This is a genomic window from Actinacidiphila glaucinigra (assembly GCF_035918135.1).
GTDB lineage: Bacteria > Actinomycetota > Actinomycetes > Streptomycetales > Streptomycetaceae > Actinacidiphila > Actinacidiphila glaucinigra.
The window spans coordinates 4,931,146-4,955,716 of sequence record NZ_CP109144.1 but is presented as its reverse complement, the minus strand read 5'-3'; the positions used below and the strand labels follow the sequence as shown (position 1 = coordinate 4,955,716).

Sequence of the window (24,571 nt, the reverse complement as noted above, 5' to 3'; positions counted from 1 at the left end):
TGCGCCGCGGGCTCAGGCGGCCGGCACCGTGCCGCGGATCTGCCGCAGGAACGCGGCGTTGTCCGGGGTCGCCCGCAGCCGCTCCAGCAGCGTCTCGAAGCTCCCCGCACCGCGCAGCGCCCGGCGCAGCCCGCGCGCGGCGCTCAGTTCGGCGGGGCTGAGCAGCAGCTCCTCGCGCCGGGTCCCCGACGGGGCCACGTCCACGGCCGGGAAGACCCTGCGGTCGGCGAGCCCGCGGTCCAGGCGCAGTTCCATGTTGCCGGTGCTCTTCAGCTCCTCGAAGAAGTAGTCGTCGGCCCGCGACCCGGTGTCGACCAGCGCGGTGGCCAGGATGGTCAGCGAACCGCCCTCCTCCGCGAGCCGCGCGGAGCCGAACAGCCGCTTCGGGCCGAGCAGCGCCGCCGCGTCCACGCCCCCGGACAGCGTCCGCCCGCCCGAGGACGCCGCGTTGTTGTGGGCCCGGCACAGCCGGGTGAGGGAGTCCAGCAGCACGACCACGTCCCGGCCGGTCTCGACCAGCCGTTTGGCCCGCTCGACGGCCAGTTCGGCGACGGCGATGTGCTGCCGGGGCGTGCGGTCGAAGGTCGAGGCGACGACCTCGCCCCGCACCGACCGCCGCATCTCCGTGACCTCCTCGGGGCGTTCGTCCAGGAGCACCACCATCAGGTGGCACTCCGGGTGGTTGTCCGCGACCGCGTCGGCCAGCCGGCGCAGCAGCATGGTCTTGCCGGCCTTCGGCGGCGCCACGATCAGCCCGCGCTGGCCCTTGCCGACGGGGGCCAGCAGGTCCACGACACGGGTCGTCAGACCGCCCTTGGAGCACTCCAGGCGCAGCCGCTCGGAGGGGTGGAGCGGGGTCAGGTCGGCGAAGTGCCGCCGCCCGCGGGCCAGGTCGGCGGGGCGGCCGCACACCTGCTCGGCCCGTACGAGGGCGCGCGAGCGGCCGGCCGTGGCCACGCCCTCGACGACGTCGCCCTTGCGCAGCCCGTACCGCCTGATCACCTCCGGAGGCACCGGGACGTCGTGCGGACCTTGCGCGTAACCGGCGGTGCGCAGGAAGCCGCGTCCGCCCTCGACGTCGAGGACTCCGGCCACGGCGACGAGTCGTTCCCGGGGAGCCGTGGTCGCGGTGGGTGTGTTGGTTGTGTCGGCTGTGTTGATTGCCATCGTTGCGTGGGGTTTTGTGGACATACGTGGTCCTCGGAAGAAGGGCGCGCACGGCGGCGGAATCGGCCGGCCGCCGGGACACGCGGCAGAAGAGGCGAAGCCTCGGAGAGATCGCCGGCGCGGGGCGCGGGCGAGGGGAAAACCGACCGCAGCGGACTGCGGGAGCGGACCGCGGGGGCGGTCACGCGGGGCACCGGCGCCGAAGAGCGGCGCGCAGGCGTGCACTTCGCACTGTAGCACCGCGTCCGCCCGCGAGCGCGCCGCGGATTCCGCAGGATTCATGCCCCGCCGCGGGCGTGTACAACCCTCACCCGTCGACGGGCCGCGCGGGGACGCGGCCGCACCCCGGATCGCCGGATCTTCGTCAGCGGCTGAGCGAGGCCGCGTCCCCCATCACGACGACCGGGTGGAGCGCCGGGTCCAGAGTCCGGAGCAACTGCCGCATGTGGGACGCGGACAGCGCGACGCACCCCTGCGTGGGCCCCTTGTGGTCGACATGGAACCAGATGCCGCCGCCCCTGCCCGCGCCCATCGGCCGGGTCCAGTCCCGCGGCGACGTGCCGGGCTTGCGGTTGTAGTCGATCGCCACGACGTAGTCGAACGAGCCCGTCAGCGGCTCCCCCTCCACGCCGGTGCCCCTGATGAAGAACCCGCCAGAGTGGTCGTACGGAAGCCGGGTGCCCGGGTCGGCCTTCAGGCCGCCGGCGTCGGTGAGGCCGAACACGCCGATCGGCGAGCGCCTGTCGCCGCTGCGGTGGTCGTCGGTCCAGCCGCGCTGCGCGTTGCGCGCGGGCCACTGTGGGCCGCCGCGCCAGCCGTCGGCGGTCCTCTCGTACACCACGACCCGTGACCGGGACGCGTTCCGGCCCGCGCCGGTGACCACGACGACCTGGCGCGCGTCGTCCGGGATCCCGTCGAGGGTCCGCGGCCCGAGCCCGGGCACCTGCTCCGGCAGCCTCGCGGCGGCGGGCTCGGGGGTGGCCGCCGGGGACGGCGTCGCGGCGGACGGCACGCAGACGGCGGCCAGGACCATGGCCGGTACGAAGGACAGGACGCCGGCTCTGCGGGTTGATTCGGGCACGACGGCACCTTTCGCCTCGTCCGTGAGGAAGTGCGGGGAAAAGAGTGAGGCGGTCAGCCCGATGTGCCGGGCATCGTCGACCCGCCGGGGAACGGCCGGGCGTAGATCCCGCCCTTCAGGCCCGCGATGACCCCTTCGACCGTGCCCTTCGCCGTCCGGTCGAAGCAGGCGCTGACCACGAGGCCGACGGCGGACGAGCGGTCCGGGTCCTGCCCCCAGGCCGTCAGTTCCCGCCGGCCGCCGATCGCGCGGCAGCCGTCACCCGCGTCCGCCACGCCCTTCACCACGAACCGCCCCGGCAGGGAGCCACCGCCGGCGAGCTTCTTTACCTGCCGGAAGGAGATCAGCGCACCGCCCACGGCCACCTTGCCCACGGGCGGGCAGACCGAGTAGGCGACCATCTCCTGCTTCGTGCACTCGTCCCGCTCGTGGAGGGGCTGCGCGCCGACGAACCCGACCACCCGGCCGTCCGGGGCCTTGGCCACCAGGGACGTCCAGCCGCTGCCGGGCAGCTTCAGCCGCAGCCCGGACAGGGCGTCCAGGCTGACGAGGCCGTACGCGGAGTCCGTGCTCCGCGTCGGCGACGGCAGGGGTGACCCCGGGGCCGGCATCGCGCGGTCGGGGGACGCGGCGGGGACGACGTGCTGCCCCCGGGGCCTCGCGGGGTCCGTGGGCTGCAGCAACGCGGCGGCCACCACCGCCGCCGCCGTGAGACCGCCGAGCGCGGCCGCCGCACCGGCGGCCATCCGGCGCCGCCTGCGTCGCCGCACGCGCCGCCCGATCTGCGCCATCCGGTCGTGGGGCGCGGGAGTCTGCGGCACGACGCGCTCCAGCAGCACTCCGAGCTCCCACTCCTCCTCCGGCTCGGGCTCAGCGTTCACACCGCTCACCACCCCTCGCCAGGCTCGGCACGGCCGCGAGCTGCCCCCGCAGCATGGTCAGCGCCTTGGACGCCTGGCTCTTCACCGTGCCGGGCCGGCAGCCGAGCACCTCGGCGGTCTCCTCGACGCTCAGGTCCTCGAAGTAGCGCAGCACGACCACGGCCCGCTGCCGCGCGGGCAGCCGGCGTATCAGCACCGCGAGCGACTGCTCCAGGTCGACGGAGGCGAACGGGTCCTCCATCGCCGTCACCACCGTGTCCGGAACCTCGCCGTGCGGCACCTCGCCGCGCCAGCGGCGCTGCCACCACGACGAGGCCGTGTTCACCAGCGCCCTGCGCACGTAGGCCTCCGGGTTCTCCCCGGCTATGCCCTGCCACTTCGGCCACACCTTGGCCAGGACCGTCTGCAGCAGGTCCTCCGCCAGGTGCGTGTCGCCGGTCAGCAGCCAGGCGACCCGCAGCAACCGCGGCCCGCGCGCGGCGACGAACTCCTCGAAGTCCGCCTGCGCATCCCTCACCGTGGTGTCCTTGCCATCGCGTTCCTGTCCGTGCTCCGAGCAGCCTCACATCCGTTCGAACCGTCCGGGACGCCGGATCGGTTGCCGGGAATCCGTGCTCGTCCTCGTTCGTTGCCGCCTCGGACAGTCGCGCGGCGCGCGGGAGTCCTCAACTGACCGCAGACGAAAGGGCGTTCTCCGTGGCAACCGCACCCGACCAGCCGGAAGCAAGGAGGGCCGGCCTGTGAGCAGCGTCACCAAGGGCCTCGCCAAGGTCGAGGTCCGGCTCAAGTGGGATCCCAGTCCGCTCGGCGCGCCCGTCAGCGACCTGGACATAGTCGCGGCGACCTACAGCGCCGCCGACCTCCACGGCACACCGGCCTACCTCGTCCACTTCGACAGCCGCTCCCCGGACGGCACCATCACGCTCAACCGCGACAGCAAGACCGGCAAGGGGCTGGGCTTCGACGAGGTCATGACCCTCGAACTCCACCGGCTCGGCCCCGCGTACCAGCGGGTCGTCGTCGGCGTGGTCGTGCAGCAGCACGACGGCCGGATGACCTTCGGCGACGTCGCGGGCACCGGTGTGCACGTGGTCGAGGGCCACACCGATCTCGCCGCCTCCGACCTCGGCGAGGTCGCCACCGCCACGGCCGCAACCGTCGGCGAGTTCCGCCGCGGCGACACCGGCGAGTGGCGCTTCCGGCCCGGCGTCCACGGCTACGACGCCGACCCGGCCTCCTTCGCCCGCGTGATGGGCGGCGGGCCCTCCTGATCGCCGCCCGGGAACGCCCGGGAACGCCCGTGCCCTCCCGCGACGTACGCGGGAGGGCACGGGCACTTCCGAGGGCGGGGCCAAGGGGCAGCCCCCGGGCCGGGCCTGCCGGGCCTAGACGACGCCCTGCGCCGTCATCGCCTCCGCCACGCGCAGGAAGCCCGTGACGTTGGCGCCGAGGACGTAGTCGTCCGGTGTGCCGCCGTACGCCGCGGCGGTGGCCCGGCAGTGGGTGTGGACGTCGCGCATCACCTGTGCGAGCCGGGCCTCGGTCCGCTCGAAGGTCCACAGCTCGCGGGACGCGTTCTGCTGCATCTCCAGCGCCGAGGTGGCCACCCCGCCCGCGTTGGCGGCCTTGCCCGGGCCGAAGAGCACGTCCGCCTCCCGGAAGACCTCGATCGCCTCCGGGGTGCACGGCATGTTCGCGCCCTCGGCGACCGCCAGCACGCCGTTCTTCACCAGCGTCCCGGCGTCCTGCCCGTCCAGTTCGTTCTGCGTGGCGCAGGGCAGCGCGACGTCGCACGGCACGTCGAAGACCGAGCCGCGCTCGGAGTACCGCGCCGAGGGCTTGGCCTCCGCGTACGCCGACAGCCGCGCCCTGCGCACCTCCTTGATCTCCTTCAGCAGCTCCGGGTCGATGCCGGCCTCGTCGACGACATGGCCGCCGGAGTCCGAGCAGGCGACCACGGAGCCGCCCAGCGCGCGCACCTTCTCGATCGCGTAGACGGCGACGTTGCCCGAGCCGGAGACCACGGCCCGGCGCCCCTCGAAGTCCTGCCCGCGCGTTGCCAGCATCTCGGCGGCGAAGTACACCGCCCCGTACCCCGTCGCCTCGGTCCGCGCGTACGAGCCGCCCCAGGCGACGCCCTTCCCGGTCAGGACCCCGGCCTCGAAGCGGTTGGTGATCCGCTTGTACTGCCCGAAGAGGTAGCCGATCTCCCGTCCGCCCACGCCGATGTCCCCGGCCGGCACATCGGTGTGCTCGCCCAGGTGCCGGTGGAGTTCGGTCATGAACGACTGGCAGAAGCGCATGACCTCCCCCTCGGAGCGGCCCTTGGGGTCGAAGTCGGAGCCGCCCTTGCCACCGCCGATGGCCAGCCCGGTCAGGGCGTTCTTGAAGATCTGCTCGAAGCCGAGGAACTTCACGATGCCGAGGTCGACGCTCGGGTGGAAGCGCAGGCCCCCCTTGTAGGGGCCGAGCGCGCTGCTGAACTCCACCCGGAAGCCCCGGTTGACCCGCACGCCTCCCTGGTCGTCCACCCACGGCACCCGGAAGATCACCTGCCGTTCCGGCTCGCACATCCGCTCCGCGATCCGGGTCCCGAGGTACTCCGGGTGCCGCTCCAGAGCCGGCGCCAGCGAGCGCAGCACCTCCCCCACCGCCTGGTGGAACTCCGTCTCGCCGGCATTGCGCCGGCAGACGTCCGCGTAGACGGCCTCGATGTGAGCACTGACGTTCATGCGCGCCTTCCCTCGTCCGATGTCCCGGACGCGCCCGCCGTGGCGCCGCGTCCGGCCGTTGCCCTGTCAACGAGTACGGACGGGAGGAGGCCATGTGTCAGCGGAGGGACGAATGTCCGCATCACCCGGAGCGCGAAGCACCTCACGACGCGACACGAAATGATGTCCGAAGGGTAAAAAGCGCAGCTCAGCTTGGGTTACCCAAGGTCATCACAGAAAAACCATCTCGTGAACTTTTAAACACAAGTTCACCGAACAATCCCCGTGCATCGCGCATGCATACGAGTATCGTGCTGCTGTTTTCGGCCAGTGGCTTGGGCGCCTGGGGGGGCTTCTGAGCGGCCACGGCCAAGGCGCCACAGAAGGCGTTGAGGGGAACGGAGCCCGGGAAAAGCACGTTCGTGGCACCCTGCCGTGCCACGACCGGGGTTCCTTGCTGCCTCAACGCGCCACCACATTCACGGGAGTTCCGCAGTCGTCATGGCTACGACACAGGTAGACGGGGGTGTGCCGCATTCCCGGCACAACGCCAAGCTGGCAAAACGTACCGCCGCGTGGCGGCCCGGCATCATGCCGTTCCTCCTCCCGCTGGTCGCTCTGCTCGCCTTCAGTCTCTGGTCGTACACGCCCAGCGACTCACCACTGGCGTGGCTGATAACCATCTGCTGGGCACTGCCCGTCCCGGGCGTCCTCGTCTCGATCCAGGGCTTCCTGCTCATCCGCCGCCGGGCCCGCAAGACCCATCTGATGGCCCCGCCGGCCCTCGTCGAGCAGGACTTCCTCATCGTGCTGGTCCCGACCATCGGGCGGCACGACACCTACCCGGCCCTGCAACGCTCCGTCCTGTCCTACGTGGAACACCTCCCGGAGTGGTTCCCGTACATGCGCGTCGACGTCCTCACCGAGGAGGGCTGCGAGGCCGCCGAGCGGATCGACCGGCTCGCGGCGTCCAGCCCGCTGATCCGCGTGGTCACGGTGCCGAAGGCCTACGAGACCGCGAACGGCACCCGCTTCAAGGCCCGCGCCAACAACTACGCCCACGAACTGCGCATCGCCGAGGGCGAGGCCCTCGACCACGTCTGGGTCCTGCACATGGACGACGACACGGGCGTCGGCCCCGACACCGCGGTCTCCCTCGCCCAGTTCGTCAACCGCCAGCGCCGAGCGACCCCGGAAGAGGTCAAGCACATGGCGCAGGGCATCCTGACCTACCCCCGCGAGAACGCGGTGAGCATGCTCACCTGGTTCGCCGACGCCATCCGCCCCGCCGACGACATCGCCCGGTTCCGCGCCTTCACCGGTCTCGGCACTCCGGCCGCCGGCGTGCACGGCGAACTCCTCGTCATCCGCGCGTCCGTCGAGGCCGAGATCGGCTGGGACTTCGGCCCCAAGGAGATCGTCGAGGACGCCCGGCTGGCCCTGACCTTCTGCCGCCTCTATCCCGGCCGCAGCGACTGGTTCAACGGACGCTGCTACGGCGCGTCGCCGGCCAACGTCAAGGACTTCATCAAGCAGCGCGAACGCTGGTCCTGGGGCCTGGTCGCCCTCTGCTTCAACCGCAAGGTGCCGCTGCGCTACCGCTGGTTCCTGACCATCTGCGTGGGCAGCTGGATCCTGGGCCCGCTGCAGCACGTCGGCACCATCGTGTTCGTGGCCTGGTTCATCGGCGACATGAACACCTCACCCGTGACCCAGTCGGTCGTCCTGCTCTGGTCGCTCAGCTTCGCCTACGTGATCTGGGCGTACTGGGAAGGGCTGCGACTCAACGCGATCGCCTCGGCGAACGGCAGGCGCAGGTGGTGGGAGCCCCTCGCGGTGATCCTCCTGCTGCCCCTGTTCTCCTTCATCGAAGGGCTCGGCGGCCTCAGGGGGCTCCTGAAGTTCATCCGCCGCGAGGAGAACAAGTTCGTCGTCATCGCCAAGCCCGCCTGACCCGGAAGAGACCGGCCCTTTCATGAAGCGCACCCGTCTGCCCCTGCTCGCCGTGCTGCCCGTCACCGTCATCGCCTTCGTGGTCGCCGTGCCCTTCGTCGCCGGCGACCAGCCGCTGCGCTGGGAATCGGGCTCGCTCCTGCCCAGCCTGGTGCTCGGGGACGAGGACACCGGGCCGTCGAAGGCCCCCTCCGGCGGGGACGGCGGCAGCACGCACGCCGCCTCCGCTCCGCCCGAGTCGACCGTCGCCAGGGTGGACGAGGAGTGGAAGAAGGGCATGCCCCAGTGGGGCATGCAGCTCTACTGGGAGGACAACCCCAAGCACCCCACGGAGTACGTCGACAAGCAGGCCAGGCTGCAGTCCGACTACCTGGTGGGGATGCACGCCAATTCCGTCAGCGTGAGCTTCCCCTTCTACACCGGCGGCCTCACCTCCACGAAGATCACCGCTGGTGGCAAGACACCCGCCCCCGAGCGGATCGCCCGCGTCCTGCGAATCTTCCACCAGGCCGGACTGCGCACGACCGTCCGGCCGATCATGGACGAGAAGTCCCTCCACGTGACGAACGGCGGATGGCGCGGCAACATCGACCCGGCCGGACGCGACGCCTGGTTCGCCTCCTACAAGAAGTTCCTCACGCCCTACCTGAAGGCGGCGGACGAGACGCACGCGGCGAGCTTCGTCATCGCCACCGAGCTGAACTCGATGGAGGGCGACCCCCACTGGAACGCGCTCGTGGACGACGCCGAGAAGCAGTTCTCCGGCGAGGTCGCCTACGACTCCAACTGGGACGCCTACGTCGGGGGCCCGGTCGACATGCCCGTCAGCCACCTGGGCATCGACGCCTACTTCCCCGTCAAGGTCCCGGACGACGCGTCGGTGGACACCCTCGTCGACGGATGGAACGACTGGCTGGACAAGAAGTCCACCGGCCCCCTGCCGAAGATCACCATCGCCGAGGCCGGCATCACCGCCATGAACGGCGGCTACCGGGCCCCCGGCGACTTCTACAGCAAGCGCGCGGTCAACCCCGAAGTGCAGGCCAACTGGTTCACCGCCGTCTGCGAGGTCGTCCGGGAACGGCACATGAAGGGCGTCTACTGGTGGTCTATCTACTTCGACGACGACCCCAACACCAAGCCCGACGACAAGGTCGCCTCCCGGCTCGACTTCGCCGGCCGCCCCCTCACCGAGAAGGCCATCAAGTCCTGCTTCACCTCCGGGTACGCGGGCCCCGGCACCGACCCGGCGAACTGAGCGAGCGAGGCGATCGTGCAAGAAGCCATCATCCTGGTGGGCGGCAAGGGAACCCGCTTGCGCCCACTGACGAATCACACCCCCAAACCGCTCCTGGAGGTCGCCGGCTCCTCCTTCATCCGGCACCAGGTGGCCAAGCTGATGGACGCGGGAGTGGAGCACGTGGTGTTCGCCACCTCGTATCTCGCGGCCCTTTTCGAGGAGGAGTTCCGGGACTTCACCCAGGACCTGGAGATCTCCTACGCCGTCGAGGAGGTGCCGCTCGGCACGGGCGGTGCGATCCGCAACGCAGGGCGGCTGCTGCGCGCCGGCGCGGACGCCCCGGTCCTCGTCCTCAACGGCGACATCCTCTCGGGCGTCGACCTGCGCGCCGTCCTCCGGCGGCACGAGGACCGGGAAGCGGACGTGACGCTGCACCTCACGCGCGTGCCGGACCCGCGCGCCTTCGGCCTCGTCCCCACCGACGAGGCCGGAAGGGTGCTGTCCTTCCTCGAGAAGCCCAAGACCCCGCAGGAGTGCGTCACCGACCAGATCAACGCCGGCTGCTACGTCTTCCGCCGGTCCGTCCTGGACGCCGTCCCGGGCGACCGCGAGGTCTCCGTGGAACAGGAAACCTTCCCGCGGCTCGTCGCCCGCGGCGGGCGCGTGTTCGGCCACACCACCGACGACTACTGGCGCGACCTCGGCACGCCGCTGGCCTTCGTCCACGGCTCCGCCGACCTCGTCACCGGCAGGGCGACCTCACCCCTGGTGGGACCGCCCGCCGAGGCGCTGATCCACCCCACGGCCGAGGTCCATCCGACGGCCCGCGTCACGGGGGGCTCCACGGTCGGCGCCCGCGCCGTCATCGGCCCCCGTGTGGTCGTCGACCGCTCCATCATCGGCGCGGGCGTGACCCTGGCCGAGGGCGCCCTGATCCACGAGTCCGTGGTGGACCACGACTCGGCGATCGGCAGCGGGAGCGTCCTGCGCGAGGCCGTGGTCGGCTGCCACGCCCGCGTCGGCGCGGAGAACGAGCTGCCCGCCCAACTGCGGCTGGCCTGCGGCATCGACATCCCCGCCCGCGGAGTGCGCCTCAGCGGCACGGCCGCCGCCTGCCCGACGATCCACTGAACCCGCGTCTACCGGCCGGCCCGACGCCCGGCCACGGGAGAACCATGACCCACCATCGCGCAACGGCCCCGAAGGCGGACCGCCTCCGGAAGTACCGGCCGGACCTTCAGGGCCTGCGTGCCGTCGCCATCATGATGGTGGTCAGCATGCACGTCGGCGTGCTCGACATCCACGGCGGCGTGGACGTCAGCTTCGTCCTGAGCGGTTTCCTGATCGGCAGCCAACTCCTCGCCGAGATCGACAAGACGGGCAAGGTGTCACTCGGCAGGTTCTGGGCGCGCCGCATGCGACGGCTCGCCCCCGGGGCGGCCGTCACCATCATCGTCACAGCCGTCTTCGCGTGGATCTACGCCAGCCCGTTCCGCTTCCGCGAGTACATGTCGGACGGTTTCAGCGCCTCCCTGAGCGTCATCAACTGGCGCCTCGCCGAGAACGGCACCGACTACTTCGCCAACGACGGCAGCCAGTCGCCGTACCAGCACTTCTGGTCGCTGGGCATCGAGGAGCAGTTCTACGTCGTCGCCCCGCTCGCCCTGGTCGTCGTGGCCTGGCTCAGCCGGATCGTCTTCCGCAACCGTGCCCTGGTGGCCGTGTTCCTCCTGGCCGTGGTGGGCGGATCCCTGTACCTGTCCGTCACACAGACCGCCACCAACCAGCCCCTCGCCTACTTCGGCACCCACACCCGGATCTGGGAGATCGCCTCCGGCGTGCTCCTGGCCCTCGGCGCACCGCTCCTGTCCCGCATGAACCTCGGGCTGGCCGCGTTCCTGTCCTGGGCGGGACTGGCGGTCGCCGTCGGCACTGCCCTGCTCATCACGGAGGAGACGCCGCTGCCGGGCTACGCGGTGGGCGGCCCCGTACTGGGCGCCTCGATGATCATCGCCGGAGGCTGTGCCGCTCCCAGGTTCGGCGCCGAGAAGCTCCTCGACAACCCGGTCTTCGACTTCGTCGGAAACGTCAGCTACGGCTGGTACCTCTGGCACTGGCCGGTCCTCATCCTCTGGCCCAGCATCCTCGAGCGGGAGTTCACCTACTCCGACCGCTTCCGGGTGGCGTCGTTCTCCTTCCTCCTCGCGGTCGCCATGCACTACATGATGGAGCGACGGCTCAGGGAGAACACCAAGCTCGTCTCCATCCCGTGGCGCGGCATCCTCACCGGTGTGTCACTGACGGCCTGTGCCGCCGTGGCCACCACGCTCGCCCTGCAGGCGCCCCTCAACCTGTCGTTCTCGACCTCCGCGGGTTCCGCCTCCGCCGCGGGATTCGGCGGAACCGACTCGGTCAAGCAGGCCGTCGCCTCGATGAACCGCCCCCAGATCAGCGAGACCTCGCTGCTCAAGGCCCCCCACGATCGGGGCGACCACGGCTGCATCGACCAGTTGCTCGTCACCGGCTACGTCCTGCGGGACGAGTGCGTCATCGGTGACACGCGGGCCACCAGGACGATGGTCCTCCTGGGCGACTCGCACGCCTACCAGTGGGGCAACGCGTTCGACGCACTCGGCCGTGAACTGCACGTCAAGGTCATCACGGTGATCAAGAGCGGCTGCACCCCCGAGGCGTACAAGATCACCCGCGAGGACCTCGGCCGCGAGTACACCGAGTGCATCGCGTGGCGGAAGTCCGCGCTGGACAAGATCGGCGAGATCGACCCGGACGTCATCGTCGTCGCGAACCGCGTCCAGGGCACCACCACCCGTGAAGGGGCCGAGAAGACCTTCGAGACCCTCAAGGCCACGGGTGCAGACCTGGTCTACCTCACGGACACGCCGTACCCGGGCTTCAGCGTCCCGGACTGCCTGGCCAAGCACTCGGACGAACTCTCGTACTGCAACCCGAAGGCCGAGAAGGTCGTCGACCACCCCGAGTTCCGTCTGATGGAGCGCGAGGTCGCCGAGGGCTACGGGGCCGAGGTCATCGATTCGATTCCCGCGTTCTGCGCCGGCGGATACTGCCCCGCCGTGATCGGCGGGAACGTGGTCTATTGGGACTACAGCCACATGACGGGCAGCTACTCGCGGTCCCTGGCGCCGTATCTGCGGCCGAAGTTCGAGAAGATCCTGGCGGGCTGAGGCCGCCCGCTCCCGAGCCAGGAGGGGGCTCCGCGGCGACCGCCGCCGAGCCCCCTCCGGTGCTACGGGCCCCGCCCCGCCGCCGCGGAACTACCCGGCGGGAATGGGCCGGGCCCCGATGCGGGCGCAGGCCCGGTCCTGGCCGAGGCCGTCCGCGGGCCAGACGACCTTGCCCGTGCCACCGGGGTGGTAGCAGGCCGCGAAGGACGTGGGGACGGGCTCGGACGGGCCCCACATCTCCTTCCAGCGCCGGGCGCAGACCTTGCCCGGGTCCTTCGGGTCGAACTCCTTGATCGCGTGGGACGGCAGACCGGAGAGGTCCGCGCCGCGCGACAGTGTCCGGGCGCACATCATCTGCGCCCCGGCGTCCTCGCCCCACGGCATCCCCCCGGCGACGGCCACGACTCCGCCCCCGGCCAGCGCGGCGACGGCCGCGCCGCCGGCCACGAGGACCCGCAGCGACCGCCGCCCCGCGCCCCGCGGTCCCCCCGCGCCCAGCACGGACTGCAGCGTCTCGCGCCCGTGGTCCGACCGCGCCCAGCCCTCGGCCCCCTGCGGGCGCAGCTCCCGGACGGCGTCCAGGACAGGGTCGTTCGTCATGCGTGTACCTCCGAATCGAGCGGGGTGAAGGATGCGGGACGCCGCTCCAGGGCGGCGCGGAACCTCTTGCGGGCCCGGTGGAGCCGCAGCGTGTAGGCCGCTCTGGTGCAGCCCAGGGCCTTGGCCGCCTGCTGCGCGCTCAGGTCGTACCAGCCGGTGAGCAACAGCACTTCGCGGTCGGCCTCGGACAGCGCCATCAGCACCCGGAACACGCGTTCACGGTCGCCTATGCGGTCCTCGAACACCCCCTGCGGCGCACGGTCCATCACCGCGGCCATCCGCTCCGCGAGCGCCTGCCGCCGCAGGTCCGAGCGCACCCGGTTGGCCAGCAGCCGGCGCGCCGCCGCCAGCAGCCAGGGCAACGCGTCGTCGGGTACGGACCGCTGCTTGCGCCAGGCCAGCAGGAAGGTCTCCGAGAGCACGTCCTGCGCCGTCTCCCGATCCGTGCGGTGCAGCAGATAGCCCATCACCCGGTCGGCATGGGCCTCGAACCACTCTTCCACCATCTCGTGCCCTCGCGGGCCCTCACGTGCCGTCATGCGCACCCTTCCCTCCCGGAACAGGCTGTCACTGGGGAATGTCCGGCCGGGCGCCGACGATTACAGGCCGGGTCCGGTCCGCGCATGGCGAAGTCCCCCGATCCCGTTCCGGGGCGGTCCGGGATTCAGGGTTCAGGGGCGCTCGGCGGTAACGAGCCAGAGCCGGGCGGTCAGCACGACGTCCCCATCCGCGGTCGTGAAGCCGCGGAAGGCCTCCAGCGCGGCGTCCCGGGCACGGGAGCGAGCCGTCTCGTCGGCCTCGTCCTCGCGCAGCCAGTGCTGCACGGGCCCCCAGCCCATCAGGAAGTCGGCCGCGTCCTCGGCGTCCCTCCCCCAGACCTGCGGGACGTCCACCGCGGTCGAGGTCACCTCGGCGAAGCCCGCCCCGGTCAGGATCCGCTCGGTGTACGCGGGATCGCCGAAGGAGGCCGGCCCGGTGTACCCGGTGAAGTCGGGCACGGACACCACGGTCCCGATCGCCCGGTAGATCTTCGTCTGGTCCATGCTCCGATGGCCGCGCGAGCACACGAACGCCAGCCGCCCGCCCGGACGCAGCGCGCGGCGGAGGTTGGCGAACGCGGCGACGGGATCGGCGAAGAACATCACCCCGAAGCGGCTCACCACCGCGTCGAAGCCCTCCCGGGGGTACGGGTGCACCTGGGCGTCACCTCGTGCGAAGGCGACGCCGCCGAGGCCCTCCCGCTCCGCGGCGGCGACCGCCTCCCGCAGCATCGGCTCCGACAGGTCCACGCCGAGCACCGTGGCGCCCCGCCCTCCGGCGAGGCGCGCCACGCGCCCGGTCCCGCAGCCCACGTCCAGCACCCGGCTGCCCGCCACGACCGGAAGGTCGTCGAGCAGGTGGTCGTTCACCGCGTCGTTGAGCGCGTCGTACCGCTCGGGATACGTGGCCCAGTGGCGCCCCTCGTACCCGTTCCACGCCTCGGACTGGTCCAGGTTCACGATCGGGTTGCCCATGGGACGAACCTACTGCGCGCGGTGGCAGCCCGGGACGCCCGTCGCCCGCCCTACCAGGGAGCCGGGCCGTCCTCGTTGAAGTAGCCGCCGCTGGGGCCGTCGTCGGGGAGCGTGGCCAGCCTCACGATGATCCGGGCCCCCTCCTCGACCGTACGGGCGCCCGCGTTGTGGGTGAGGTCGGTGGCGGTCAGTCCGGGTGAGGCCGAGTTGATCTTTATGTGCCCGTACCCGGGCTCCCGCCGGAACGCCTGGGCGTACTGGACGGTGAGCATGTTCAGCGCGGCCTTCGAGGACGCGTAGGGCAGGATGTAGTCGGCGTCGGCGTAAAGGGTGCCCGGCTCGCTGGTCACCGTCAGCGAAGCGGTGGTGCTGGAGACGTTGACGATGCGCGCGGCGGCCGAGGCCGCCAGCAGCGGCAGCATCGTGTGCGTGACCGTGACCACGCCGAAGACATTGGTCTCGTAGGTGGCCCGGACGTCCGCCGCCGTGGTGCTCAGCGCGGGGGATTCGACGATTCCGCCGGCGTTGTTGACGAGGATGTCGAGGCGCCCGAAGTCCCGGCGTATCCGTTCGGCGGCCTTCTCGACGCCGTCCACATCGGTGACGTCCAGTCGGACCGGGACGACATGGAGGCCCGCGGCCGCGAGTTCGGCGGCGGCGGCCTCGCCCCGCTGGAGGTCGCGGCTGCCGAGCAGGACGGTCGCTCCCGCGACCGCGAGCTGTCGGGCGGTCTCGCGACCCAGTCCCTTGTTGGCGCCGGTGACCAGGGCCGTCGGGTTGTCGATCATGGAGTTCTCCTGTGCGCGGCGATAAACGGAACTGAGGGTCCACTTGTCGCCACCGTAACCGGACCCACGAGTCCGGTCAAAGGGACGTGCGTCACGCCCGAACGCCCACGAACGGCGGCCGGCCCGTGCCCCCGCAGGCACGGGCGGAATCACCGGGGCGACGGCGGGGCAGGATGGGCGCCATGGTGGAGATCGGCTTCCTGACCGCATCGGACCGCGCCCGCTGGGAGGTACTGGCCCGCGGCAAGGACGCGTACTTCGCGGTCGAACGTGGCGACGACAGCTACGAACGGACCTGGCGACGCCTCCTCGACGACGAGCGGATACGCGGGATCGCCGCCCGGCTGGACGGCGAGATGATCGGCATCGCGCATTACCTGTTCCACGCCAGCGTCTGGTACGCCGGGAAGTGCTATCTGGCGGACCTGTTCGTGGACGCGGACGTCCGGCGGCGCGGCGTCGCGACGGCGATGATCGAGTGGGTGGCGCGGGACGCCGAGGAGCACGGCGCACCAGGCCTCTACTGGAACACCCTGGAAGACGCCCCGGCTCGCGGGCTGTACGACAGGGTGGGCAGTTACCACCGAGGGTTCGTCCTCTACACCTACCGGCGTGACGCCGGCCAGGTCCCCGACCGGTCCTGACGGCCGACCGGGACGGGGCCGCCGGCGGGCGGGCCGGGCCCCAGCCGGGCGGGCCTGCGGGTCAGCGCGGGCGGCGAAGTGGCTTCCAGCGCGGAGACCTTGCGAGGCGAAGAGGTCCTACCCCGCCTGGGGTAGGACCTCTTGGCCGTCCGCGCGGGCCCCTTCGGGCCGCTGCTTGCAGGCTATCGGCGCATGCTCCCTGATCGGGAGTGAGACCGAACGATGCACCGCCCCGCATACGGGATGCCGGGATCCGAGGCGGATCGGCCCCGCGTCCGATCGGGTCGTCTTTCCGCCCAGCCGATGCGCGCCTGATGTACCGGGCCTCCGATTCAGCCATGAATGAAGTGATAAGTGGGATTAATTGCCGCTTATCACTCCATCGAGCTCGAAGGAGACGCACGATGCGTCGTTTCAAGGCAATGGCGCCGGTCGCGGTCACCGCGCTCGCCGCGGTCCTCGCCTACGGACCGCTCGCGCAGGCCACCTCCCCGGACCGCGACCCCGGCCCGCATGGTGGCGGCGAGACGGTCATCAAATTGGACGACTCCGTGAGGGAATTCGCCGCCATCGACGTGGGCGGCCCGGGCATGAGCCTCGGCGACGAGGCCATCGGCTTTTCGGACTTCTTCCAGAACGGTCGCAAGGTGGGCACCGGCGGCTTCGTCTGCACCGTCGTCAGCCTCCAGAAGAGTCTGCGGCAGTGCGAATCCACCCTCCGGCTGACCAAGGGCGACATCACCCTGCAGGGCTTCGCGCCATTCATCGTCAGCTTCCCGACCAGGTTCACGCTCGCGATCACCGGCGGTACCGGCGCCTACCGCGACGCCCGCGGCTATATGGACGGCGTCAACATCGACACCACGCATGCCAGGCTGACCGTCCACCTCACCAGGTGACCTCCGGGCGCCGCTCGCCACGGCCCGGGGTGCGGCGGAACCGGAACGCAGGGGCCGCCCGACCCCGCCGCACCGCCGCATGACGCTCCGCGTCCGGCAACCGGGACCACAAGCGAGACCCGCCCGCGCGGGAGCGCGCGCCCGCCGCCGTCGCCGCATGCGACGAGCCGAAGGGCCTGGGTCACCGGGCAGTGCAGCCAGGCCGCGAGTCGATCAAGGAAATGAGAAAGGGCCAGGTCAGAGATACTGACCTGGCCCTCTTCGTTGAGCCGCCTAAGGGAATCGAACCCTTGACCTACGCATTACGAGTGCGTCGCTCTGGCCAACTGAGCTAAGGCGGCAGGCTGCCGAGACAGCTTGGCATCGGCAGCGGCCACAAGTCTACACAGTTCTTGAGGGGCCCCTGACCAGGGTGCAACGGTGGTCTGGTCGCCGTCTGCCGGGGTCTGGCCGGGGCCCCTCGGGGGTCAGCAGGTCTTCCCGTCCGCCGGGGGCGTGCCCTCGAGGAGGTAGCGGTTGACGGCGGAGTCGATGCAGTTGCTGCCGCGGGCGTACGCCGTGTGGCCGTCGCCGTCGTAGGTGAGGAGGACGCCCGAGTCGAGCTGGCCGGCGAGGGACTTGGCCCAGGCGTACGGCGTGGCGGGGTCGCGGATGGTGCCGACGACGAGGATGGGGTCGGCACCGGTGGCCTCGATGCGGTGGGGCTTGCCGGACGGCGGGACGGTCCAGTAGGTGCAGATCAGGCTGGACCACGCGAGGTTCTTGCCGAAGTGCGGGGACTCGGCGGTGAACGCGGCGACGGACTGCTCGGCGGCCTGCGGGCCGGACAGGGCCGGCGGCAGGTCGAGGCAGTTCACGGCGGCGTTGGCGAACATGAGGTTGTCGTAGTGGCCGCGGTCGTTTCGCTCGTAGTACGTGTCGGACAGCGTGAGCAGGCCGCTCCCGTCGCCCTTGTTCGCCTTGGTGAGCGCGGTGCTCAGGGTCGGCCACATCGACTCGTCGTACATCGCGGCGATCACACCGGTGGTGCCGAGCGCCTCGGTCAGCTTGCGGGAGCTGCCGGTGTTCATCGGCTTGCCGTCCAGCTGCTTGAGGAGGGCGTCGAGGCGGTGCCCTGCGTCGGCGGTGCTCTTGGTGCCGAGCGGGCAGTCGCGGTGGGTGATGCAGTCCGCGGCGAAGGCATTGAAAGCGGTCTCGAAGCCGGAGGCCTGGCCGCGGCTCGCGTCCAGGGCGGAGATCGACGGGTCGACGGCGCCGTCGAGGACGAGCCGGCCCGACTTGTCGGGGAAGAGCTCGGCGTAGGTGGCGCCCAGGAAGGTGCCGTAGGACTTGCCGACGTAGTTGAGCTTGCGGTCGCCGACCAGGGCGCGGAAGACGTCCATGTCACGGGCCGATTCCACCGTACTGACGTGCTTGAGCAGCTTGGCGGAGCGCTGCTCGCAGCCGTCGGCGAACTTCTTGTCGGCGGCGACGAGGGCGTTGACCTCCGCACCGTCGTCCGGGGTGACGTCGGTCGCCGCGAAGGCGTCCATCTGGCTGTCGCTGAGGCACTCGACGGGCTCGCTGCGGGCCACGCCGCGCGGGTCGATGGCGGCCATGTCGTAACGGGAGGTGACCGCCGTCGGGTAGCCGAAGGCCGCGTACTGCAGGTAGTCGATCGCGGAGCCGCCGGGACCGCCCGGGTTGACCAGCAGGGTGCCGAGCCGCTTGCCGCCGTCCTCGGCCCGCTTCCTGGTGACGGCGAGCTTGAGGTCGGTCGCGGCCGACGGGTGCGCGTAGTCGAGGGGGACCCGCATGGTGGCGCACTGCATGCCCGGCATGTCCTTGCACTCGCGCCAGGACAGGCGCTGCTCGTAGTACGACCGGAGGTTGCCGTAGGAGTCCGCGGGAGCGCCCGAGGGCGGCGGCCCGCCGAGCGAGCCCGCCGGGGACGACGCGGCGGCACTGTGGGTGCTGCCACCGGTCGTGCACGCGGACAGCATCAGCCCGGCGACGGCGAGGACGGTGCCGGAGGTACGGAGCAGGCGCGGGGTGTGCATCGAAGCCTCGGTTCCTCGTGGTGGTCATCTGGAGCGTATCCGCAGGGCCTGTGGCGAACCGTCGTCCACAGTCCTCGTACGGGTGATTCCGGCCCGCGCCGTCAGGGACGGTCCGGGCTGTCGAGCTTCTCCGTCGCGTACCCGGCGACGAGGGCGAAGAGCCGCCGCCGCGGGGCGATGCCGTCGAGCACCCGGACCTCGGCGGACACCCCGCGCACCCGCCCGCGCAGGGCGAGCGCCGAGCGCCGGGCGTTCTCCTCTCCGGAGGGTACGGCGAGCAGCAACGCGGGGCGCGGCATGTCCCGTCCGGCGTAGCGGCCGTCGGCGGAGAAGTACGGGGGCGGACCGGAGCGGTCGATCTCCTCGTAGCCGCCCGATACGCCGATCGCCGTCGCGAAGCCCCGGGGGTCGGTCAGCTGCTGCCGCACGACGCAGTCCGCGTCCCCGTCGGCACCCAGCAGCGCCCGCGCGGGGCGGCCGGGCAGGACGCGGTAGAGGCGGGCGACCGCGGCCGGGACGGACGCGGGGCGCGCGCCCGGGCCGTCGTCGCAGCGGGCGGGCAGCACGACCACGAAGGGGTCGGCGAGACCCCGCAGCGACTGGGCGGCGAAGCCGGCGAACAGATCCGGGTCGGCGGGGTCGATGTGGGCCACGACCAGGGGGAAGTAGAGCCCTGCGGAGTCCGGGTAGTCGTACTGCGGGGGCAGCCAGACCCGCGTGCCGTCGGACAATTCGTGGAGCGTACCCCCGGCCGGGTGACCGAGGGTGCGCGGCGGCACCAGCCCGGCGTCGGCAGGGTCGGACGGCACTGGCCGCGGCCGCGGCGGTGACGACGGCGGCCCGGCGGCCGTGACCGGGCGGTGCGGCGAGAGCGACGGCGCCCCGGGGCCCGAGGGCAAGCAGACCCCCAGCGTGATCGCCACCGCGGCGGCCAGCGCGGACCCGGCCCCGCGCAGCACCGTGCCGGTGCGCTCGACGGGCAGTTCGTACACGCGGCCCGCGCGCTGCTCCCACCAGTGCCGCAGTGCCGAGCGGGCGAGCGCCACCGCGACGGCCCCCGCCACGGTCAGCAGCGCGTACAGAACGACGACCTCGGCCACCTCGGGCACGTGCGGCACCACCTCGGGACGTCCCCGAGGGTGCTTCGGGCACGGGTGGGCACCCGCGCCGGAGGCAGGGGGGAGCGCATCCCGTGCGCTGGATCACCCCCGCGGGGACAGCGGCCGGGGGCACCGCACAGCAGCCTGCGGCAAGGCCGGGCGCACCGGGGACCGGCGACGCGCGGGCACCGCAAACGATCACCCGTCCGCCGGATGATCAAGGGCGCGGAGGCGGTCCGCACGGCCGGTCGCGCGCGCCGGCGGTCAGCCCGCGCGCAGGGCCAGCGTCATCGCCTCGACGGCCAGCAGCGGCGCGACGTTCCTGTCCAGGGCCCCACGGCAGGCGAGCACCGCCTCGATGCGGCGCAGGGTGTTCTCCGGCCGCGAGCCCGCCGCGATCCGCTCGACGGCGTCCCGTGCCTCGACGTTCGCGATCGCGACGGACGTGCCGACCTGCACGGCCAGCACGTCCCGGTAGAAGCCCGCCAGGTCGGTGAGGGCCAGATCGAGGGTGTCGCGCTGGGTACGGGTGGAGCGGCGCTTCTGCCGGTCCGCGAGATCCTTCATCACACCCGCCGTGCCGCGCGGCATGCGGCTGCCCGCCCCCGCGGCCGCACCCAGCGCAGTGCGCAGCTCCTCGGTCTCCTTGGCGTCCATCTCCTCCGAGACCTGCTTGGCGTCCTCCGTCGCCGCGTCCACCAGCTCCTGCGCGGCCTTGAGGCAGCCGCCGACGTCGTCCACGCGCAGCGGCAGCCTCAGCACGGCCGCCCGGCGGGAACGCGCCGCCTCGTCGGTCGCGAGCCGGCGGGCCCGGTCGATGTGGCCCTGCGTGGCGCGCGCGGCTGCCTCCGCGATCACGGGGTCGATGCCGTCGCGCCGGACGAGCACGTCGGCCACGGCCCCCACGGGCGGAGTGCGCAGCACCAGGTGCCGGCAGCGCGAGCGGATCGTCGGCAGCACATCCTCGATGGACGGCGCGCACAGCAGCCACACCGTGCGGGGCGCCGGCTCCTCCACGGCCTTCAGCAGCACGTTGCCGGCGCCTTCGGTGAGGCGGTCGGCGTCCTCCAGCACGATCACCTGCCAACGGCCGGAGGCCGGCGAGAGCGAGGAGCGGCGGACGAGGTCGCGGGTGTCCTTGACCCCGATGGAGAGCAGGTCGGTGCGGACCACCTCGACGTCGGCGTGCGTACCGACCAGGGTCGTGTGGCAGCCGTCGCAGAAGCCGCAGCCCGGCGCGCCGCCCAGGGCCCGGTCCGGGCTCACGCACTGCAGCCCGGCGGCGAAGGCGCGGGCGGCGGTGTCACGGCCCGCGCCGGGCGGGCCCGTGAACAGCCATGCGTGCGTCATCTTCGACGCCGTGGGCAGCGCGGTGCCGGCGGCTGCCGCCGTCACGAAGGCGTCGGCGTCCCGCGCGGCGGCGGCCAACTGCTCCGTCACCCGGTCCTGGCCGACCAGGTCGTCCCATACCGCCATCGCGCCCGCCCGTCCTGTGGTGCCTCTGCACTTGCCGTGTCCGGCTCCACCATTGTCGGGTACGGCACCGACAGGGATGCGCCGGCGGGGTTGTGGTCGCGGCCGGTTGTCGTGTGCGGGTGCGTTGTGGTTGCGGTTGCGGTTTCTCCCCCGCCCTCCCGCCCGAGGGCGGGAGGGCGGGGGATGCCCGCCGCAGGCGCAAACAACCCGCACACGACAACCGGGCCGCACAACCACACCCGGGCCGCGGCGTCAGCCGGAGACGCGGCGGTGGCGGCGGGACGCCACCGGCTTGCGGCGGAGCATGACGAAGGCCGCGGCCGAGGCGATGCCCAGCGCGGCCAGGGCGGAGGCCACGCCCGCGGTGACGTCGGAGGGGCCGGTGGAGGTCGAGACGGACGTGAGCCCCGCGGCGGGGAGGCCCCTGCCCGGGCCGGTGGACGCCGCGGCCGTCACCCCCGGCACGGCGCCCGCGGGGGCGGACGGGGCCGCGGCCGCGCTGCCCGGCGACGGCGTCGCCGTCCCGTTCGGGCAGGCCACGGTGAATCGCTGCGGCTTCGCGTCGGAGCCGGCCCACCGGAACCGGTAGGCACCGTCGGCGAGCACGACGCGGTCGCTGCTCCCCGTGCCCTGGTCGCCGGTGACCAGCGTGCCGACGACGGCGTCCTCGCCCCGGGCGTAGGAGACCGTCCAGTTGACCGGCTGGTCGGCGACGAAGCCCTCGGCCCTGAAGTAGAAGGTGCACACCGTGGCGCCGTCTTCGCGCGTCCGGCCCAGGGCCTCGTCGTAGAGGCGGACTCCGGGCCGGTCGGCGGGCGCGCCGGAAGCGTGCGCGGCCAGGCCCAGGAGGGCCGCGGCGGCAGCAGCGGCGGCGAGGGCCGCCGCCGTGGTACGGATGCGCATGTTCAGAGTGTCCCGGAGACCCGCGCGGAGAGCTGCGCCGGGGTCCATTTCCGGCCGACGACATTTGTGGAGGAACAGCGTCCATTTCCCGCCGGACAGCGCATACATGGGGCGCACGCCCACCCACATTGGCTTATGCACGGGGCAGTTGCGCCGGTGACCGCCGCCGGTTACAGCGACAGCCGCTGCACCCCGCCCGCGACCGCGCGCTGTTCCGGCACCTCCGTGCCCGTCCAGCAGGAGCCGCGCCGCGCCAGCAGGCGGCGCAGCCACACCTCCGTGGCGACCAGGTCGGCGAGCCCGTCGACGGGGACCGGTTCGCCGTCCGCCGCCGCGCGCAGGGCGGCCCGTACGACCCGGGCCTCGACGAGCCCGGCGTCCGCGAGCAGCGGGGCCTCGAAGAGGTCGAGCAGGTCGTCGACGGCCGACCGCAGGCCCGCGCGGACGGCGACGGCCGTGGAGACATGGGAGTTGGCACCCCAGCCGGGCGGCAGTTCGCGGATGCCCGCGCCCGCCAGGACGGAGCGCAGGATCGTGGCACGGGCGCCGGGCTGGACGCGCAGCGTCTCGGGCAGTGCCCGGCAGGCCCGCACCACCTGGTTGTCCAGGAAGGGCGCGTGGAGCCGCTGGCCGCGCACCTCGGCGGCCTGCTCGAAGACCCGGTGGTCCGCGGCGTGCCGGGCGAGCGCGGCACGCGCCCGGCGCTCACCCGGGCGCTCCACGGTCGTGCCCGGCCGGGCCGCCGCGTCCTGGAGGCGAACCGATACTTCGGCCAGCGCCTCGCCGGTCAGCCAGCGCGCCGCGGGACCCGGCCGGCACCACGCGAGGGCCGCCAGCGACGCGGCCAGCGCGCCGCCGTGCTCCTCGAAGCGCCGGTCCAGCAGCCGTGCCGCCGCGTCCTCCACGCCCTGCCGGTAGCTGGTGCGGGCCAGCCGCCGCGCCGCCCGGTACACGGTGAAGGGCACGAACACCGAGCGCCCCGAGGGCCCGTCCGCCCGCGCCAGGGCCGTGACGGGGCGCAGCAGGCCGCGCCGCCGCCGGTCCATCAACAGGTCGGCCAGCCGCGCCGGATGGGCGTCCAGCGCCTGCCGGGCGCCATGCCCCACGAAGTGGTCGGCGCCGCCCGCCGCCAGGCGCCGCCGGTGCCGTTCCGCCGTGATCAGCGAGGGGCCCGGCTCGTCGGTGAGCGGCCCGCTGTCGAGGTCGGCGTACGGCAGCGACTCCGGCCCGCCCGGCACGACGACGTGGTGCAGCCGGGGGTCGGCGGCCATGCTGCGGGCCCGCTCCAGTTCCGCCTCGCGCGCCTGGACGCTGCCCGTGGCGAGGTCGTTGAAGGTCACCGCCAGCAGACGCTGTCCCGCGGCGGAGCCGTGCCCGAGCGGTGTGCCCGGCATCCCGGGCAGGCCGGCGGCGAGCAGGGCGAGCGTGGAGGAGGCGCTGCCCCCGGACAGGTCGGCCCCGATGCCCGGCGCGGGGTCCTCGCCGGGGTCCGGTACGAAGCGGGGCTGCGCCAGCCGCGTCCGGACGGCGTCGACCAGCGCGTCCCGTATGCCGGCGATCGCGTGGTCCGGGTCGGCGTAGGCGGCCGGGGTGCCCGCGACGGCGAGCGAGGCGGTGGGCTCGTAGCCGCTGACCTCGGGCGCCCCGTCGCGCATGATGAGCGCGTGCCCGGGCGGCACCCGGCGCACCCCGGCGTACGGGGTGCCCTCGCCCAGCGCCTCGGGGGAGTCGGGGCAGGCCAGCAGCGCCGCCAGGTAGGTCACGTCCAGGGCGGCCTCGGTGAGGTCGGCCAGCGGCAGCGCCGCCGTGCCGTACGCCGTGCCCCGCGCCCACTGGGTGTGGAACACCGGCCGGGCGCCCGCGAGATCGCCCAGCACCGTGATGCGGCGGCCGATCTGCAGGACACAGGTGTAGCTCCCGGCCCAGGCCGTCAGATGGCGCAGCGCCCCGCCGCGCGCGGCGAACAACCCCACCCGCAGGTCGGCGTCGGAGGCGGCGCAGCGGCCCAGCACCGCCAGCCGCGCCACGGAGCCGTTCTCGGCGTGGACGATCCGCACCTCGTCGGCGCGCCAGTCGCCCACCATCCACAGCGGATCGGGGTCACCCCACAGGAGTTGGGCGCCGACGGGCTGCAGGGTGCGGCCGGGGCGCACGCCGGGAACCTGTCCCACGGCAGCGCTGCTCCACCCCACCAACCACCGCATCGCCGCCTCCACAGGTTGTGGACAACGTGGGCCACCGTGGCCGACCGGCCCCGCGGCAGGCCGAACTGCCGCCCCGTCCGAGGAACATGCTGCCACGGAGCGGCGCACAAAGAGGCGCATGAGGACATGGTTGAGGGCCGGACCCCGCTTCACGCGCGGTCCGGCGCG

Annotated in this window: 21 protein-coding genes and 1 tRNA gene; 7 read left to right on the top strand and 15 right to left on the bottom strand. The window is 72.7% G+C overall.

Annotated elements, in window-relative coordinates; all coding sequences use genetic code 11:
• Positions 1-12 precede the first annotated feature (12 nt).
• The 4 genes from rho to OIE69_RS22190 form a co-directional block, all read right to left on the bottom strand.
• Positions 13-1,191, bottom strand: coding sequence for a transcription termination factor Rho (gene rho / locus OIE69_RS22205; RefSeq protein WP_392567552.1), 1,179 nt, complete (start codon positions 1,189-1,191; stop codon positions 13-15).
• Between the two features lie 340 nt (positions 1,192-1,531).
• Positions 1,532-2,200 carry a L,D-transpeptidase family protein gene (locus tag OIE69_RS22200; RefSeq protein WP_326581338.1) on the bottom strand — a complete coding sequence of 223 codons (669 nt, stop codon included), beginning with the start codon at positions 2,198-2,200 and terminating at the stop codon, positions 1,532-1,534.
• 101 nt (positions 2,201-2,301) lie between these two features.
• The gene (locus OIE69_RS22195; protein ID WP_326574851.1) at positions 2,302-3,129 is read right to left on the bottom strand and encodes a hypothetical protein; all 828 of its coding nucleotides are present in this window, start codon (positions 3,127-3,129) and stop codon (positions 2,302-2,304) included.
• Positions 3,119-3,646: a SigE family RNA polymerase sigma factor gene (locus OIE69_RS22190; protein ID WP_326574849.1), complete on the bottom strand. Its 528-nt coding sequence runs from the start codon at positions 3,644-3,646 to the stop codon at positions 3,119-3,121. The genes OIE69_RS22195 and OIE69_RS22190 overlap by 11 nt, the downstream gene beginning before the upstream one ends.
• Positions 3,647-3,869: 223 nt before the next feature.
• Here OIE69_RS22190 and OIE69_RS22185 point away from each other — a divergent pair, with 223 nt between their 5' ends.
• Positions 3,870-4,400, top strand: coding sequence for a TerD family protein (locus OIE69_RS22185; RefSeq protein WP_326574847.1), 531 nt, complete (start codon positions 3,870-3,872; stop codon positions 4,398-4,400).
• 114 nt (positions 4,401-4,514) lie between these two features.
• On the opposite strand, the gene gdhA is transcribed toward OIE69_RS22185, so the two are convergent.
• Positions 4,515-5,861 carry an NADP-specific glutamate dehydrogenase gene (gene gdhA, locus OIE69_RS22180; protein ID WP_326574845.1) on the bottom strand — a complete coding sequence of 449 codons (1,347 nt, stop codon included), beginning with the start codon at positions 5,859-5,861 and terminating at the stop codon, positions 4,515-4,517.
• A gap of 480 nt (positions 5,862-6,341) precedes the next feature.
• Between gdhA and OIE69_RS22175 the strand changes: the two genes are divergently transcribed.
• From OIE69_RS22175 to OIE69_RS22160, 4 genes are read left to right on the top strand one after another with little or no spacing between them, the layout of a single operon-like run.
• The gene (locus OIE69_RS22175; protein WP_326574843.1) at positions 6,342-7,793 is read left to right on the top strand and encodes a glycosyltransferase family 2 protein; all 1,452 of its coding nucleotides are present in this window, start codon (positions 6,342-6,344) and stop codon (positions 7,791-7,793) included.
• Positions 7,794-7,815: 22 nt separating this feature from the next.
• Entirely contained in the window at positions 7,816-9,051 is a 1,236-nt protein-coding gene (locus OIE69_RS22170) for a glycoside hydrolase family 113 (RefSeq protein ID WP_326574841.1), read from the top strand.
• Between the two features lie 15 nt (positions 9,052-9,066).
• Entirely contained in the window at positions 9,067-10,164 is a 1,098-nt protein-coding gene (gene manB / locus OIE69_RS22165; RefSeq protein WP_326574839.1) for a mannose-1-phosphate guanylyltransferase, read from the top strand.
• Positions 10,165-10,208: 44 nt separating this feature from the next.
• Positions 10,209-12,236 (top strand): acyltransferase family protein, encoded by a 2,028-nt coding sequence (locus OIE69_RS22160; RefSeq protein WP_326574837.1) that lies wholly within the window; start codon positions 10,209-10,211, stop codon positions 12,234-12,236.
• A gap of 90 nt (positions 12,237-12,326) precedes the next feature.
• Here OIE69_RS22160 and OIE69_RS22155 read toward each other — a convergent pair whose 3' ends face one another.
• The 4 genes from OIE69_RS22155 to OIE69_RS22140 all read right to left on the bottom strand — a co-directional run bounded on the left by OIE69_RS22155 (position 12,327) and on the right by OIE69_RS22140 (position 15,138).
• Complete coding sequence (locus OIE69_RS22155; protein WP_326574835.1) at positions 12,327-12,836, bottom strand: hypothetical protein; 510 nt, start codon at positions 12,834-12,836, stop codon at positions 12,327-12,329.
• Positions 12,833-13,375: an RNA polymerase sigma factor gene (locus OIE69_RS22150; protein ID WP_326574833.1), complete on the bottom strand. Its 543-nt coding sequence runs from the start codon at positions 13,373-13,375 to the stop codon at positions 12,833-12,835. Before OIE69_RS22150 ends, OIE69_RS22155 begins: the two co-directional genes overlap by 4 nt.
• Positions 13,376-13,507: 132 nt before the next feature.
• Entirely contained in the window at positions 13,508-14,350 is an 843-nt protein-coding gene (locus OIE69_RS22145) for a class I SAM-dependent methyltransferase (RefSeq protein ID WP_326574832.1), read from the bottom strand.
• Positions 14,351-14,400: 50 nt separating this feature from the next.
• Positions 14,401-15,138, bottom strand: a complete 738-nt coding sequence (locus OIE69_RS22140) for an SDR family NAD(P)-dependent oxidoreductase (RefSeq protein WP_326574831.1) — start codon at positions 15,136-15,138, stop codon at positions 14,401-14,403.
• Positions 15,139-15,320: 182 nt separating this feature from the next.
• On the opposite strand from OIE69_RS22140, the gene OIE69_RS22135 reads away from it, so the two are divergent.
• Both OIE69_RS22135 and OIE69_RS22130 read left to right on the top strand, forming a co-directional pair.
• Complete coding sequence (locus tag OIE69_RS22135) at positions 15,321-15,782, top strand: GNAT family N-acetyltransferase (RefSeq protein WP_326574830.1); 462 nt, start codon at positions 15,321-15,323, stop codon at positions 15,780-15,782.
• Positions 15,783-16,186: 404 nt separating this feature from the next.
• Positions 16,187-16,681, top strand: a complete 495-nt coding sequence (locus tag OIE69_RS22130; protein WP_326574829.1) for an allene oxide cyclase barrel-like domain-containing protein — start codon at positions 16,187-16,189, stop codon at positions 16,679-16,681.
• Between the two features lie 267 nt (positions 16,682-16,948).
• On the opposite strand, the gene OIE69_RS22125 is transcribed toward OIE69_RS22130, so the two are convergent.
• The 6 genes from OIE69_RS22125 to OIE69_RS22100 form a co-directional block, all read right to left on the bottom strand.
• A tRNA-Thr gene (locus OIE69_RS22125) sits at positions 16,949-17,022 on the bottom strand.
• Between the two features lie 126 nt (positions 17,023-17,148).
• Positions 17,149-18,720 (bottom strand): alpha/beta hydrolase, encoded by a 1,572-nt coding sequence (locus tag OIE69_RS22120; protein WP_326574828.1) that lies wholly within the window; start codon positions 18,718-18,720, stop codon positions 17,149-17,151.
• A gap of 101 nt (positions 18,721-18,821) precedes the next feature.
• Entirely contained in the window at positions 18,822-19,829 is a 1,008-nt protein-coding gene (locus tag OIE69_RS22115; RefSeq protein ID WP_326574827.1) for a hypothetical protein, read from the bottom strand.
• Positions 19,830-20,084: 255 nt separating this feature from the next.
• Positions 20,085-21,296, bottom strand: a complete 1,212-nt coding sequence (locus OIE69_RS22110; protein WP_326574825.1) for a DNA polymerase III subunit delta' — start codon at positions 21,294-21,296, stop codon at positions 20,085-20,087.
• 252 nt (positions 21,297-21,548) lie between these two features.
• The gene (locus OIE69_RS22105) at positions 21,549-22,199 is read right to left on the bottom strand and encodes a hypothetical protein (RefSeq protein ID WP_326574823.1); all 651 of its coding nucleotides are present in this window, start codon (positions 22,197-22,199) and stop codon (positions 21,549-21,551) included.
• Between the two features lie 170 nt (positions 22,200-22,369).
• Positions 22,370-24,403, bottom strand: a complete 2,034-nt coding sequence (locus tag OIE69_RS22100) for an asparagine synthase-related protein (RefSeq protein WP_326574821.1) — start codon at positions 24,401-24,403, stop codon at positions 22,370-22,372.
• Positions 24,404-24,571: the final 168 nt, after the last annotated feature.